Here is a 14,324-nt window from a genome sequence, read left to right as displayed (position 1 = left end):
GCTGTAGAAATATCTGAAAGAAGCCGTGAAGCCTCCGATCCCCGCCCTGGCCCGCCGCCCGTGGTCCGCGTTCCGCGCCGCCGCGGTCCTCGGCGTCTCCGTTTCGCTCGGCCTCGCCGGCTGCGCGGCGGATGATCCGCTGGCCCAGCAGGCCGCCGCCGGGGACAACAAGAACTACATCGCCGGAGACGGCTCGGTCACCGAGTACGCAGCCTCCGACCGGGGGGAGCCCGTCGACCTCTCCGGGAAGCTTTTCGACGGCACCCAGGTGGCAAGCTCCGACTGGGCCGGCAAGGTGACCGTCCTCAACTTCTGGTACGCCGCCTGCGCCCCGTGCCGCAAGGAGGCCCCGGACCTCGTCGCACTCTCGGAAGAATTCGGGCCGCAGGGAGCGCAGTTCTACGGAGTCAACATCCGCGACGAGCGGGCGACCGCGGAGGCCTTCGAGCGGAACTTCGAGATCCCCTACCCGAGCTTCAACGACAAGGACGGCGGCGTCCTGCTGGCAATGACGAGCTACGTCCCTCCGCAGGCGGTGCCCACCACCCTGGTCCTGGACAAAGAGGGCCGGGTGTCGGCGCGGATCCTGGGACTGGCCGAAAAGAGCACACTCAAGGCCCTCGTCCGCGATGCGCTCGGGGAGTAAGGCACCATGACCCCGGCACTGGCTGCGACCGTGGGGCCCGCCCTGGCCGCCGGCAACGCCTTTGCCGACGCCGTGCTGAGCGGATCGATGCTCCTCGCCCTCCCTGTCGCCCTGCTGGCCGGGCTCGTCTCCTTCGCCTCGCCCTGCGTGCTGCCCCTCGTGCCGGGCTACCTGGGCTACGTCACCGGACTGACCGGTGTGGACCTCGAGCAGCAGAAACGCGGCCGCATGTTCGCCGGCATCGCCCTGTTCGTCCTCGGCTTCTCCGCGGTCTTCATGGCCTACGGCACGCTGTTCGGCCAGCTCGGGGCCTGGCTGAGGGTCTCGCAGGACTGGCTGATCCAGCTGCTGGGCATCGTGGTGATTCTGCTCGGGATCGTCTTCCTCGGCGGCTTTGCCCTGTTCCAGCGGGAAAGCCGGCTCCACGCCCGCGTCCCTGCAGGCCTGTGGGGTGCGCCCCTGCTGGGCATGACCTTCGGACTGGGGTGGGCCCCGTGCATCGGCCCGACCCTCGGCGCGGTCCAGCTCCTCGCCATCTCAGGCGACGACGCGAGCGCGCTCCGGGGCGCCGTCCTCACCTTCGTGTACTGCCTCGGCCTGGGCCTGCCGTTCCTCTTCATCGCCCTGGGCATCCGGCGGGGAATGGGCGCGCTGCGGTTCTTCCGGCGCAACCGGCTGATCCTGCAGCGCTCCGGCGGAGGCCTGCTCATCCTTGTGGGAGGGTTGATGGTCACCGGTATCTGGAACAGCTGGATCACCAGCATTCAGGACCTGCTGGTCAGCAATGTGGTCCTTCCCATCTAACCCGTCCGCAGCACGACGCAGAAAAGCGATCCCCACGAGAAGCAGGTCACGTTGAACAAGGACACGGCACGTACCACGGGCGCCACGCCCGACGCCGCCCTGCCCGCGCTCGGATTCACCGGCACCCTGCGGTGGGCATGGAAGCAGCTCACGAGCATGCGCATCGCGTTGTTCCTGCTGCTGCTCCTGGCCGTCGCCGCCGTTCCCGGATCGCTCTTCCCCCAGCGCTCGGCGAATCCGGCCGTCGTCACCACCTACCTCCAGGACCACCCGGACAGCGGCCCGATCCTCGACTGGTTCCAGCTGTTCGACGTGTACTCCTCGGTGTGGTTCTCCTCCATCTACCTGCTGCTGTTCATCTCCCTGATCGGCTGCGTGACCCCGCGCGCCATCGCCCACGCCAAGGCCGTCCGGGCCAAGCCGCCGGCCACCCCGCGGCGGCTCTCGCGCATGCCCGTGTACGGCACCCTGGAGATCCCCGCCGGGCAGACCCCCGGTGCCGCCATTACCCCGGCCTCCGCGGTGGCCGACGCCGCCGCGCTCCTGAAGAAGCGCGGCTACCGCGTCGACGTGCGCGACGCGGACGGCGATCGACCGTCCGTGGCGGCCGAGCGCGGGTTCAGCAAGGAACTCGGCAACCTCGTCTTCCACAGCTCCCTGATCGGGGTGCTGGTCAGCGTCGCCGTGGGAGGCCTGTTCGGCTACAACGGCCAGAAGGTGATCGTCGAGGGCGACACCTTCGTGAACACCCTGGTCGGCTACGACGCCTTCACCCCGGGCACGAATTTCTCCGATGACCAGCTCGAGCCCTACTCCATCCGCCTCGACGCCTTCGACGTGCAGTTCGACCGGGCCCAGGAGAGCCACTACGGCCAGCCTCTCGACTTCACCGCGAGCCTGACCACCCAGGACGGGCCCGACGCCGAGCCCAGGAAGCAGACCCTCAAGGTCAATGCCCCCATCGACATCGGCGGCACGAGCGTGTACCTGGTCGGCAACGGCTACGCCCCCGTGATCACCGTCCGCGACGGCGAGGGGAACATCGCCGTGCAGGGACCGGTGGTCACCATCCCCTCCGACGGGCTCTACACCTCACTGGCCGTGATCAAGGCCCCCGATGCCCGGCCGGACCAGCTCGGTTTCGTCGGATTCTTCCTCCCGACCGCCTTCGTCGACGAAAAGGGCGTTTCCTTCTCCCGCGACCCCGACCCCTTCAACCCCCAGCTCAACCTCAACTCCTACGCCGGGGACCTCGGCCTCGACGGCGGGGAACCGAAGAACGTCTACGTCCTCGACACCGACAACCTGACGGAGCTGAACAGCCGCAACAGCGACAACGGGGGCATCGTGCTGGGCCTGGGCGAGACCTACGACCTGCCCGAGGGGAAGGGGTCCATCACCTTCGACGGGCTGAAGCGATACATCGCCGTGGACATCCACCACGACCCGGCCCAGCTCGGGGCGCTGGTCTTTTCGGTCCTCGCCCTCGTGGGCCTGAGCGCCTCGCTGTTCATCGGCAGGCGGCGGGCCTGGGTGCGGTCCGGAGAGCACCCGGACGGGCGGGTCCTCGTTGAGTACGGGCTGCTGGCCCGCGGGGAGGATCCGAGGCTTCCTGCCGAGGGTGCCGCGGTGGAGAAGCTGCTGGCCGGCCACTGGCTGGCGCACCCGGACAAAGCAGGGGAAAATCAATTGCAGCCCGCCGGGGCTACCGCCGCCGGAACGGGCGCCGGGGCCGACGGCGACAACGGTAAGGACAACGAATGAAAAGCGTTAATGCCGAACTGGGCGCCACCAGCGAGCTCTTCATGCTCCTGGCCTCCATCGCCTATGTGGTGGCGCTGATCTTCTTTGTGCTCGACCTGGTGAAGTCGAGCCGCACCATCGGTGCCGTCGAGGCCCGGCTGGCCGCAGGCCAGGCTCAGGCCCCGGCGCAGGCAAAGGTCCTCGCCGGCGCCGGCGCCGGCGGCGCCTCCGCGCCCGCTCCTGCCGGCGCGGCCACGGCCGACACCTCGATGGACTACAGTGCCGGCCCCCGCCGGTCCTCGGCCCGGATCGCCGTGGCCCTGACCGCGGTCGCCACCGCCATCCACGGCGCCGCGGTCCTCACCCGCGGTATCGCCGCGGACCGGGTGCCCTGGGGCAACATGTACGAGTTCTGCACCACCGGTGCGCTCGTCGTCTCCCTGATCTTCCTGATCACCCTGACCCGCAAGGACCTGCGGTTCGTCGGATCCTTCGTGGTGGGCCTCGTTGTCATCATGCTCTGCGCCGCCACCGTGGGGTTCGCGACCCCCGTAGCCAACCTCATTCCCGCGCTGCAGAGCTACTGGCTGATCGTGCACGTCTCCATCGCCGTGGCCTCCTCGGCCCTGTTCACCCTCACCTTCGCCATGTCGGTGCTGCAGCTGGTCCAGTCCTCCCGCGAAGCCCGCATCACGGCCGGCGGGCCCGACAAGGCCGGCTTCATGCGGCTCGTGCCGCCGGCCCTCAGCCTGGAGAACCTCTCCTACCGCCTCAACGCCATCGCCTTCGTCGGCTGGACCTTCACCCTCATTGCCGGGGCAATCTGGGCTGAGGAGGCGTGGGGCCGGTACTGGGGCTGGGACACCAAGGAGGTCTGGACCTTCGTGATCTGGACCGTGTACGCCGGTTACCTGCACGCCCGCGCCACCAAGGGGTGGACCGGAACCCGAGCTGCCTGGCTCTCGATCGTGGGTTACCTGTGCATCGTCTTCAACTTCACCATCGTCAACATTTACTTTTCGGGGCTTCACAGCTACTCCGGCGTCTAAGCCGCGTAAGGCGCAGGCGGTACCGCAACAGAAAGCCGCACCCGCCCGTTCGTTGACCACGAGCGGGCGGGTGCGGCTTTTTCTCTGCGGAGGCTTGCCGGGTGTGTGGGGCTGCGGCCGGGGACGCGGGCTACGGGTTGTTGGGCCGGTGCGCGCCCGTGCTGCCCGTCTCGTCGGCGTCGTCGTCGGGGTCGGTGGCCGGTGCGGGATCCGAACCGTTCGAGGGGGTGCCGCCGGCGGGGGCGCCGCCCGCGGGGGTTCCCGCTGCGGAAGTGGCGGTTCCGCCGCCCCTCGCGCCGCCCTTCGATTGGGCTTCGCGGGCCTTGAGCTCCTCTTCCTTGCGTTTCAGTTCCTGCTCGCGGGCCTGCTGCCGGCGCCTGGTCTCGAGGTTCTGAAGGAACTGGGGATCGTCATCGGGCGCGGTCGGCTGCCGCGGGGCCGGGCGGGGAGGACGGGTGCCGCGCGTCGGCCGCGGCCTGCCGAACAGGAACCACAGGCCGGCTCCGACGAGGGGCACCACCAGGATCGTGATCAGCCAGGCGGGTTTCGAGATACTGCGTACCTCGTTGGATCGGGTCATGGCGCATTCGATCAGCGCGTAGACGATGACGGCGACTCCGAGGAGCACCAGGAACAGCAACAGGCGGGGCATACTCCAATTGTAGGCGAGTAAACTTGGAGGGTGCCCTTCCTCAAATTCACTGCCCTGCGCCTGCTCCTCGTCGTCGTCTTCTTTGTGATCTGCGTGGTTCTCGGGCTCGGTGCGGTGCTCTCCGCCGTCGTTGCCGCCATCCTCGCCTGGTGCGTGACCTACCTGTTCTTCCGCCCGCTGCGCGACGCCGCCGGCGCTTCCCTGCAGCGGCGGTTCAAGGACGGCGCTCCGCGGGCGAGCAACTTCATGGAGAAGGACGATGCCGCCGCGGAGGACTCTATCGACCCCAATGCCCCGGTGAACGCCGACCGCAGGCCGCGCGACGTCTGACCGGAGGTCTCCCTGCGCCTAGGCGAGGACCTCGGTGAGCACGATGCCGAGGGCGAACAGCAGGCTGAAGCCGAGGTTGATCAGGCTCGTCTGCTTGAGCACCGGGATGAGGCTGCGCCGTTTCTTGCCCGTGAGCATCAGCCAGCTGGGCATCAGGCCGGCCGGAACCAGCAGGAGCACCAGCAGCACCCACGGGTGGTTGTCGATGAGGAACAGCGGCAGCAGGACGGCCGCTGCCAGCATCATCACGTAACTGACCCGGGCCGTGCTGTCGCCCAGGCGCACCGCCAGGGTGAGCTTGCCGGCCTCCCGGTCGGTCGGGATGTCACGGACATTGTTCGCCATCAGCAGCGCCATGGCGATCAGGCCGGTGCTGATGGCACCCACCCAGGCCGGTCCGCTCAGCTGACCGGCCTGCGTGTAGGTGGTGCCGAGGGTCGCGACGAGGCCGAAAAAGACGAAGACGAAGACGTCCCCGAGGCCCAGATACCCGTAGGGGTTCTTGCCTCCGGTGTAGCCCCAGGCCGCCGCGATGCAGCCGACGCCCACCAGCAGGAGGAACCAGGCCTGCGACAGGATGATCAGGGCCGCCCCCGCCACCATGGCGAGCGCGAAGCAGGCAAATGCCGCGTGCTTCACGTCACGGGCCCGGGCGGCGCCGGAGCCGGTGAGCCGTAGCGGGCCCACCCGGACGTCGTCGGTGCCCCGGATGCCGTCGGAGTAGTCGTTGGCGTAGTTGACTCCCACCTGCAGCAGCACCGCCACGGCCGCGGCGAGCACGGCGTTGAGCGGCCGGAATGCGCCGAGCCCGAACGCGGCGGCACTGCCGGCGATCACCGGCGCCAAGGCCATGGGCAGGGTGCGGGGGCGGGCTCCTTCAAGCCACTGAGCGGCAGTCGCCACGGTGTGTTCCTTCACTGGTTGTGCTGGCGGGCCGGTGGCCCGAAACGGTTGGCGCGGTGTCCGGCGCTAGGAGTCCCGCTGTTCGAGCAGCGCCCGGACGGACTGCCGGTCCGGCTTGCCCCCCGGCAGCAGCGGCATCGCCTCGAGAGCCAGAACGGTCTTGGGGGCGGCGTGGGCCCCGAGTTCCTCTGCGACGTGCCGGCGGACCACTTCGGCCTCCACGGTGCCGACCACTGCGGCGGCCACCGAGGTGCCCCACTCGGAACTCGTGATGCCGAGGACCAGGGCCTGGTTCACTCCGGAGATCCCTTCGATGACCTCCGCGACGACCGCCGCGGAGACCTTGAGGCCGCCGGTGACGATGACGTCGTCGAGGCGGCCGTGCACCTCGACGGTGCCGTCGGCCGTGAGCGCCCCGGCGTCGTCCGTCCGGAACCAGCGCCGGCCCGAGTTGAAGACGAACCGTTCACCGGTCAGCTCCGGGTCGCCCAGGTACCCCTCGGCCAGCACCGGGCCGCTGATCCACAGCCGGCCGCCGTCCTCGCGGACCTCCACGCCGTCAAGGGGCCGCCCGTCGTAGACGCATCCGCCCGAGGTCTCGCTCATCCCGTACGTCTCCACAATGTTCAGGCCGTGCCGGCGGGCCTCGCCGCGCAGGCCAGATCCGAGCGGGGCGCCGCCCAGCAGGATCGCGTTGAACCGCCTGAGCGTCTTCAGGGTCTGCGGTGTGGGGTCCTGGAGGAGCCGGTGCAGCTGGGTCGGCACGAGGGAGGTGAACCGGACGCGGTCGGTCAGCTCGCCCGCCGCGGAGGTGAATGCGTCCGCCGTGAAGGCCGTGGCGGGGTCCATCGCCCAGGGCTCCGTCCCGGCGTACAGGGACCGGACGAGCACCTGGAAGCCCGCGACGTGATGCACGGGCAGGGTCAGCAGCCACTGGCCCTCGGCGCCCAGCGCGATCGCCGTCGCCATTGAGGACGCGGCGAGCGCATCGACGCTCAGCATCGTCTTCTTCGGCGCCCCGGTGGAACCGGAGGTGCTGAGCACGGCGGCGATCTCGTCGTTGGGCAGCTCGCCGGTGAAGTGCTGGCCGAGGGCGGCATGCGGTGCGACGGCCGGTCCCTCGCCGGCGAGGGAGGCCGCCAGGGGCTTCAGCAGTGCCTTCGGGTCGAACGCGGGAGGGGTGTAGATCGGCAGGAGTTCCATGCGCGTCCTAGAAGTAGTAGGGGAAGGCGGACCAGTCCGGGTCGCGTTTGGCGAGGAAGGCCTCCTTGCCCTCCACCGCCTCGTCGGTCATGTAGGCCAGCCGGGTGGCCTCGCCGGCGAAGACCTGCTGGCCGGCCAGGCCGTCATCGGCGAGGTTGAAGGCGAACTTCAGCATCCGGATGGCCTGGGGGCTCTGCCGGGCGATGTCCGCGGCGTACTCCAATGCCGTCCGCTCCAGGTCGTCGTGGTCGACGGCTTCATTGACCGCCCCCATGGCCACCATGTCCTCGGCCGAGTACTCCCGGGCCAGGAAGAAAATCTCGCGGGCCTTCTTCTGCCCGATCTGGCGTGCGAGCAGGGCCGAACCGTAGCCGGCGTCGAAGCTGCCCACGGTGGCGTCGGTCTGCTTGAAGCGGGCGTGCTCGCGGGAGGCGAGGGTCAGGTCGGCCACCACGTGCAGGCTGTGGCCGCCGCCTGCGGCCCAGCCGTTGACGACGGCGATGACGACCTTGGGCATGGTGCGGATGAGCCGCTGCACCTCGAGGATATGGAGCCGCCCGGCACGCGCCGGATCGATGCTTTCTTTCGTTTCGCCCTCCGCGTACCGGTACCCATCGCGGCCGCGGATGCGCTGGTCGCCCCCGGAACAGAACGAGTGGCCGCCGTCCTTGGGGGAGGGCCCGTTGCCGGTGAGCAGGACCGTGGCGACGTCAGGGCTCATGCGGGCGTGGTCGAGGGCGCGGTACAACTCGTCGACGGTCCCCGGGCGGAAGGCGTTGCGCACCTCGGGGCGGTTGAAGGCGATGCGCACCGCGGGCAGGTCCCTGAGCACGCTGCCGTCGGCGGTCCGTTGGACCTGGCGGTGGTAGGTCAGGTCGGCCAAATCGTCGAACCCCGAGACGGTGCGCCACTGCTGCGGGTCGAAGGTATCGGAGACCTGGACGGGAAGATCGGATGTCACCAACCGAGTCTAACGGCGCGCAACCGCCCGGGCATGCCGCGGCGGCTCAGGAGATGCAGAACTCGTTGCCCTCCGGATCGGTCATGGTGTACCAGACGAGGGGCCCCTGGCTTGCCTCGTAAAGGAACCGGGCGCCGCGGGCCACCAGGGCCTCGCGGGCGGCGTCCTTGTCCGTCCCGGTCAGGTGGATGTCGAGGTGCACCCGGTTCTTGACGCTTTTCGGCTCGGGAACGGGTTGAAAGACCAGGCGCATCCGGTCTTTGCGCTCCAGTTCACCGGCCCTGCAGACCGCCGCCCCGCCCGTCCAGACGCGGGCGCCGTTGTGGGAAGTGACGTCGGACTCCTTGGCGTATCCGGCCGCCAGCATCTTGTCGATGAAGCCCTCGTCGACCGGTTCGACGATCCAGCCCAGGGTTTCGGCCCACCAGTCCGCCTGGGTATGGGGGTCGGCACAATCGATCGAGATCTGAATATTGTGTTCCATGCCGACACGGTAACGCCGGCTCCGGGGCCGGCGGAAGGAAACCGCGGACAGGCCGTGTCCTCAAATGCCGAACCGCCCCCGCGCATTTTCCGCGGATTGGGGTCCGCGGAAGGTATCGCCTCTGCCGCCCGGAGAAACCGGTGCCCGGCAGCGGGAGCGCTCAGTTTGAGGACGGCGCCGCGGCCGTCGGCCGTGCGCGCCGCTGCGACGTAGGACGCTGTTCCACCCGGCAATGGTGAGCCGACGGTGATCGCCCAGTCGCGTTCAATCCCGCCGATGAGGCTCTCAAGCCGGTCCAGCCACTGCTTCCGGCACTGCCGAGCCCGGCCGCCCTTGCCACCACGTGAGGCGCTACGTTCCGCGCGAATCCGGTTCACCATCCGGCACCGGCCGGCGCACCCGGTGATGGCCCCTCGCCAGGTCCGGCCGGGGCCCGTAAAGTCCGCGGTGGCGGCAACAGGAGTCCGGCGTTGGAGGGATCATGGCAATTCTGGTTTTCACGGGGATCACCTCCCTGGACGGGTATGTCGCCGACGAGGCGGGCTCCTTCGACTGGAGCGTCCCCGACGAGGAGGTACACGCGTTCATCAATGACCTCCAGCGGGGCGTGGGCACGCACCTGTACGGTCGGCGGCTCTATGAGGTGATGCTCGCCTGGGAAACCCTGGAGACGGCCGGCCACCCGGCCGCCATCGCCGACTTCGCGGACATCTGGCGGGGCACCGACAAGATCGTCTACTCGAGGACCCTGCCGGCCGTGGCCAGCGCCCGGACCCGGCTGGAGCGCACCTTCGACGCGGCGTCCGTGAGGCGCCTCAAAGCCGGCGCATCCCGGGACCTGGCCGTGGGAGGGCCGGGCCTCGCAGCCGGGGCGATCAGCGAAGGGCTCGTCGACGAGATCCACCAATTCATCTCCCCGGTCGTCGTGGGTGGCGGGACGCGGTTCCTGCCCGGCGGGGTGCGCCTGGACCTGGAGCTGTTCGACGAACGCCGGTTCCGCAACGGGGTCGTGTTCCTGCGCTACGGCGTCCGGAGTTCCACCGGCTAGCCTCGGTCCATGGAACCCGATGTCCTCGCCACCCGTGCCGCCTACGATCTCGTGGCGGACCGGTATGCCGACCTTCTGCGCTTTGAGCTCGACGGGCTTCCCCTCGAGCGCGCGCTGCTGGGCGCGTTCGCGGAGCTGGCCCGATCCAACGACGCCGGACCGCTGGTCGACGTCGGGTGCGGACCCGGCCGGATCACCGCCCATCTCGCCTCGCTGGGCGTCCCGGTGCGGGGGATCGACCTGTCGCCGGGGATGATTGCCGCCGCGCGCCGGGACCACCCGTCGCTCGCGTTCGAGGTGGGATCCATGGAGCGGCTGGGCCTTGCCGACCGATCTGCGGCAGGCATTCTGGCCTGGTACTCGCTCATCCACATCCCGCCTCCGCGGCTGGAGGCGGTCCTTGCTGAATTTTCCCGCGTCCTGGTGCCGGACGGCCCGCTGCTCCTCGCCTTCCAGGCCGGGAATGAAAAGCGGCGGATCACCGAGGCCTACGGCAGCCGGGTCAGTCTCGACGCTTACCGGCTCGATCCGGCGGTCCTCACCGAGATGCTCTCCCGGCACGGGTTTGCGCTGGTTTCCTCAACCCGGCGGGAGCCGCGGGAGGGCGAGAAGACAGCTCAGGCTTTCCTCCTGGCCAGCAGGCGCTGACCAGCGGCGCCCCCCGTGCGGGCGCCGCTCGTCACCGGCGGGCGGCGGAGGCTGGCCCTCGGTCCCCGGCAATGCTTTGGCTCCATACCGGCGTCCCCGGCGGCCCCGCGCGGTGGGCCGCGCCGGTTGACCGGGGAAAACCGCCGTGCAATTCTTGATAGAGCTTTACAGAACGAGCGGTCGGTAATTCCGGATCCGCCCAGCCGTGCACCGGCCACCCGGCCCTGCGACATGGAGGCAGTCATGACCGAAGCATTTCTCGTGGGCGGAGTGCGCACTCCTGTCGGCCGGTACGGGGGAGGGCTCTCCCCGGTCCGGCCGGACGACCTGGCGGCCCTGGTCCTCCGCGAGCTTATCGGGCGGACGGGCATGGACCCCGGCGGCATCGACGAAGTGATCCTCGGAAACGCCAACGGCGCCGGCGAAGAGAACCGCAATGTCGCCCGGATGGCCGCGCTCCTTGCCGGCTTCCCGGACACCACGCCCGGCATCACGGTGAACAGGCTCTGCGCCTCCGGGCTTTCGGCGATCATCCAGGCGTCCCAGATGATCAAGTCGGGGGCGGCCGACGTCGTTGTCGCCGGCGGGGTCGAGTCGATGAGCCGTGCGCCCTGGGTGATGGAGAAGCCGGCCAAGGCCTACGCTCGACCGGGGGCCGTGTTCGACACGTCCATCGGGTGGCGGTTCACCAACCCGGAGTTCGCCGCCATGGACAAGGTCACCTACTCCATGCCGGAAACGGCGGAGGAGCTGGCCGAGCTTGACGGGATCACCCGCGACGACGCCGACGCCTTCGCGCTGCGCTCCCACCAGCGTGCGGTGGCGGCCACGGAGGCCGGACGGTTCGACGCGGAGCTGGTCTCGGTCCAGGTCAACGAGGGCAAGCGGTCCTACAATTTTGACGCCGACGAGGGCCCCCGGGCGGACACCAGCCTTGAGGCCCTCGCCGGACTCCGCCCGGTGGTCAAAAAGGGCGGAGTGGTCACCGCCGGCAACTCAAGCGCCCTCAACGACGGCGCCTCCGCGGTGATCGTTGCCTCCGAGGCCGCGCTGGAAAGGTTCTCCCTCACCCCGCGGGCCCGGATCCTCGACGGCGCCTCGGCCGGGGTGCCTCCGCACATCATGGGCATCGGTCCGGTCCCGGCCACCCGGAAGGTCCTCGAACGCACCGGCCTCTCCATCGGCGACCTCGGCGCCGTCGAGTTGAACGAGGCCTTCGCCACGCAGGCCCTCGCCTGCATCCGCCGGCTCAAGCTCGACGAGGACATCGTCAACCGCGACGGCGGGGCGATCGCCCTGGGACACCCCCTGGGGTCCTCCGGAGCGCGGATCGCCATCACCCTGATGGGCCGGATGGAGCGCGAACTCGGCCCGGGGGAGCGGCGGCTCGGCCTGGCCACCATGTGCGTCGGTGTGGGCCAGGGCACCGCGATGCTCATCGAGGCCGTGTGATGGAGTCCTTCGAAGCGCTGATGGTCGAGGAAGGCCCCGACCGGCTGCTCGTGCGGCTCAACCGGCCCGCCGTACGCAACGCGATCGACCGCCGGATGGTCGAGGAGCTCCACCAGCTGTGCTCCGGCCTTGAGGCGCACCCACGGGTGCTGATCCTGACCGGGACCGGGGGCGTCTTCGCCTCGGGAGCCGACATCGGCGAACTCCGGGAGCGCCGCCGCGACGACGCCCTCGCCGGAATCAACTCCACGCTGTTCACCCGGATCGCCCGCCTGCCGATGCCAGTGATCGCAGCCCTCGACGGGTACGCCCTCGGCGGCGGCGCCGAGCTGGCCTATGCCGCCGACTTCCGCATCGGCACCCCCGCCCTGAAGATCGGCAACCCGGAGACCGGGCTGGGGATCCTCGCGGCGGCCGGGGCGAGCTGGCGCCTTCGGGAACTCGTCGGGGAGCCCCTTGCGAAGGAGATCCTGCTGGCCGGGCGCGTCCTGGACGCCTCCGAGGCGCTCGCCGCGCGCCTCATCACCGAGATCCACGAACCCGACGCGCTGCTTGAGGGCGCGCATGCGCTCGCCGACCGCATCGCCCGCCAGGACCCGCTCGCCGTCCGCCTCACCAAGAGCGTCTTTTCGGCACCGGCGGAGGCCCACCCGCTGATCGACCAGCTCGCCCAGGGCATCCTGTTCGAGTCCGAGGCGAAGTTCGAGCGGATGCAGCGCTTCCTTGACCGCAGGAACGGTGCCCAGCCGGCTTCCTCGGCCGCCGAGGGCGGCGAGCGATGAGCGTCCCGGCCCGGGTCGGGGTGCTCGGCGGAGGACGGATGGGCGCCGGCATCGCCCACGCGTTCGTCGTCGCCGGGGCCGACGTCGTCGTCGTGGAGCGCGACGATCCGGCCGCGCTCGCCGCCCACGGGCGGGTGTCCGGCGCCCTACACAAGAGCGTGGAGCGCGGATCGACGGCGGAGCCTTTGCAGGCGCTGCTCGACCGGGTCCGGATCTCCACCGATTACGCCGCGTTCGCGGACTGCTCCCTCGTGGTCGAGGCCGTGCCCGAGGACGCCGGCCTGAAGGAGGCGGCCCTCGCCGCCGTGGAGGACCACCTCGCCGACGGCGCGTGGCTCGCGACGAACACCTCCTCGCTGTCGGTCGCCGGACTGGCCCGGGTGCTGAAGCGGCCCTCGGAGTTCTGCGGCCTCCACTTCTTCAACCCGGTGCCTGCCTCCACGCTGATCGAGGTGGTGCTCGGCCCCGGCACCTCGGAGGCCACCGCCGCGGCGGCACGCGGATGGGTCGAGGCCCTGGGGAAGACCCCGGTGGTGGTGCGTGACGCCCCCGGGTTCGCCAGTTCCCGGCTCGGGGTGGCTCTCGCCCTTGAGGCGATGCGGATGGTGGAGGAAGGGGTCGCCTCCCCGGAGGACATCGACACCGCCATGGTCCTCGGCTACAAGCACCCGGTGGGCCCGCTGCGGACCACCGACATCGTGGGCCTCGACGTGCGGCTCGGCATCGCCGAATACCTCGAATCCACGCTGGGCGGGCGGTTCTCCCCGCCGCAGATCCTGCGGGACAAGGTGGCCCGGGGGGAGCTTGGCCGGAAGTCAGGCCGTGGTTTCTTCGAGTGGAACGACTGACCCCGCGGCCCCCTCCGGGGATTCCCGGGGTATGACCCCGCCGGGAGCTGTCCAGCGCAGGGACGTCGGGTGGGAGGGCGCCGTGAACGCGCGCGACCTCGGCGGCGTGGCGGGCCGCGTCCTCCCCGGCCGGATCTACCGGATGGGACGCCGGGAATGGCTGACCGACCGCGGCTGGCAGCAGGCCTGGGACGACGGCGTGCGCACGGTCGTCGACCTCCGCAATCCCGGCGAAGTGGGCCGCCGCGCCTCCGATCCGGTACTGGGCGGGACGACGGCCGGGCGGTTCCTCGTCCGCAACCTGCCGACCGAGGACCCCTCCGACGCCGGGTTTCGGGCCCTGTGCGGGCCCTACCTGAACAATCCGCTTCACTACCGGGACAACCTGGAGCGGTGGCCCGGGAAATTCGCCGCGGTGGCCCGGGCCGTCGTCGCCGCGCCGGCCGGGGGCGTGATCGTCCACTGCGCGGCCGGGCGCGACCGCACCGGCATGGTGACGTCCCTGCTGCTCGCCGCGTGCGGGGTGCCGGCCGGGGACATTGCCGATGACTACGAGGTGGCCGTGCGGACCATGAACGAGCGCTACCGGACCCAGGCGGCGCCGCGGGAGAGTCCCCGGAGTGCCGAGGAACTGTCGGCCTGGCTGCACCAGGCGCGGACCCACCTTCTGGAATTGCTTTCGACGCTCGACGCCGGGGCGTACCTCCGGGAGGCAGGCCTGAGCCCCGGTGAGCTCACCGCGCTGAGGACGCGGTTGACCCTCTGAGCCGG

At 70.2% G+C, this 14,324-nt stretch carries 16 protein-coding genes; 11 read left to right on the top strand and 5 right to left on the bottom strand.

Translation table 11 applies throughout. The annotated features are described in order from the left end of the window. The first annotated feature begins 25 nt into the window (after positions 1–25). From GVV77_RS09440 to ccsB, 4 genes are read left to right on the top strand one after another with little or no spacing between them, the layout of a single operon-like run. Entirely contained in the window at positions 26–646 is a 621-nt protein-coding gene (locus tag GVV77_RS09440; protein WP_425483353.1) for a TlpA family protein disulfide reductase, read from the top strand. A gap of 6 nt (positions 647–652) precedes the next feature. After that, entirely contained in the window at positions 653–1,450 is a 798-nt protein-coding gene (locus GVV77_RS09435; protein WP_246199722.1) for a cytochrome c biogenesis CcdA family protein, read from the top strand. A gap of 51 nt (positions 1,451–1,501) precedes the next feature. Further along, positions 1,502–3,214, top strand: a complete 1,713-nt coding sequence (resB, locus tag GVV77_RS09430) for a cytochrome c biogenesis protein ResB (protein WP_246199721.1) — start codon at positions 1,502–1,504, stop codon at positions 3,212–3,214. Then, entirely contained in the window at positions 3,211–4,242 is a 1,032-nt protein-coding gene (gene ccsB / locus GVV77_RS09425; protein ID WP_159617840.1) for a c-type cytochrome biogenesis protein CcsB, read from the top strand. The genes resB and ccsB overlap by 4 nt, the downstream gene beginning before the upstream one ends. 130 nt (positions 4,243–4,372) lie before the next feature. On the opposite strand, the gene GVV77_RS09420 is transcribed toward ccsB, so the two are convergent. Then, positions 4,373–4,894, bottom strand: a complete 522-nt coding sequence (locus GVV77_RS09420) for a PLD nuclease N-terminal domain-containing protein (protein WP_159617839.1) — start codon at positions 4,892–4,894, stop codon at positions 4,373–4,375. 30 nt (positions 4,895–4,924) lie between these two features. Here GVV77_RS09420 and GVV77_RS09415 point away from each other — a divergent pair, with 30 nt between their 5' ends. Next, positions 4,925–5,224, top strand: coding sequence for a DUF4229 domain-containing protein (locus tag GVV77_RS09415; RefSeq protein WP_159617838.1), 300 nt, complete (start codon positions 4,925–4,927; stop codon positions 5,222–5,224). 18 nt (positions 5,225–5,242) lie between these two features. On the opposite strand, the gene GVV77_RS09410 is transcribed toward GVV77_RS09415, so the two are convergent. The 4 genes from GVV77_RS09410 to GVV77_RS09395 all read right to left on the bottom strand — a co-directional run bounded on the left by GVV77_RS09410 (position 5,243) and on the right by GVV77_RS09395 (position 8,775). Next, the gene (locus GVV77_RS09410) at positions 5,243–6,127 is read right to left on the bottom strand and encodes a 1,4-dihydroxy-2-naphthoate polyprenyltransferase (RefSeq protein ID WP_159617837.1); all 885 of its coding nucleotides are present in this window, start codon (positions 6,125–6,127) and stop codon (positions 5,243–5,245) included. Positions 6,128–6,193: 66 nt separating this feature from the next. Further along, complete coding sequence (locus GVV77_RS09405; RefSeq protein WP_159617836.1) at positions 6,194–7,330, bottom strand: AMP-binding protein; 1,137 nt, start codon at positions 7,328–7,330, stop codon at positions 6,194–6,196. 7 nt (positions 7,331–7,337) lie between these two features. Further along, entirely contained in the window at positions 7,338–8,291 is a 954-nt protein-coding gene (locus GVV77_RS09400; RefSeq protein ID WP_159617835.1) for a 1,4-dihydroxy-2-naphthoyl-CoA synthase, read from the bottom strand. A gap of 46 nt (positions 8,292–8,337) precedes the next feature. Beyond that, on the bottom strand, positions 8,338–8,775 hold the full coding sequence (locus GVV77_RS09395; RefSeq protein WP_159617834.1) for a VOC family protein: 438 nt from the start codon (positions 8,773–8,775) through the stop codon (positions 8,338–8,340). A 481-nt stretch (positions 8,776–9,256) separates the two neighbouring features. Between GVV77_RS09395 and GVV77_RS09390 the strand changes: the two genes are divergently transcribed. From GVV77_RS09390 to GVV77_RS09365, 6 genes are all read left to right on the top strand, one after another. Beyond that, positions 9,257–9,823, top strand: coding sequence for a dihydrofolate reductase family protein (locus GVV77_RS09390; RefSeq protein ID WP_159617833.1), 567 nt, complete (start codon positions 9,257–9,259; stop codon positions 9,821–9,823). A 9-nt stretch (positions 9,824–9,832) separates the two neighbouring features. Continuing rightward, positions 9,833–10,471 (top strand): class I SAM-dependent methyltransferase, encoded by a 639-nt coding sequence (locus GVV77_RS09385; RefSeq protein ID WP_159617832.1) that lies wholly within the window; start codon positions 9,833–9,835, stop codon positions 10,469–10,471. Between the two features lie 243 nt (positions 10,472–10,714). Beyond that, positions 10,715–11,923: a thiolase family protein gene (locus GVV77_RS09380; protein WP_159617831.1), complete on the top strand. Its 1,209-nt coding sequence runs from the start codon at positions 10,715–10,717 to the stop codon at positions 11,921–11,923. Beyond that, the gene (locus tag GVV77_RS09375; RefSeq protein WP_159617830.1) at positions 11,923–12,705 is read left to right on the top strand and encodes an enoyl-CoA hydratase/isomerase family protein; all 783 of its coding nucleotides are present in this window, start codon (positions 11,923–11,925) and stop codon (positions 12,703–12,705) included. Before GVV77_RS09380 ends, GVV77_RS09375 begins: the two co-directional genes overlap by 1 nt. Next, entirely contained in the window at positions 12,702–13,553 is an 852-nt protein-coding gene (locus GVV77_RS09370; protein WP_159617829.1) for a 3-hydroxyacyl-CoA dehydrogenase family protein, read from the top strand. The genes GVV77_RS09375 and GVV77_RS09370 overlap by 4 nt, the downstream gene beginning before the upstream one ends. 31 nt (positions 13,554–13,584) lie before the next feature. Then, the gene (locus GVV77_RS09365; RefSeq protein ID WP_159617828.1) at positions 13,585–14,319 is read left to right on the top strand and encodes a tyrosine-protein phosphatase; all 735 of its coding nucleotides are present in this window, start codon (positions 13,585–13,587) and stop codon (positions 14,317–14,319) included. Positions 14,320–14,324 lie beyond the last annotated feature (5 nt).

The organism is Arthrobacter zhaoguopingii, assembly GCF_009828605.1.
GTDB lineage: Bacteria > Actinomycetota > Actinomycetes > Actinomycetales > Micrococcaceae > Arthrobacter_D > Arthrobacter_D zhaoguopingii.
Note: the sequence above shows the minus strand (reverse complement) of the source record. Positions and strands in the feature narration are given on the sequence as shown.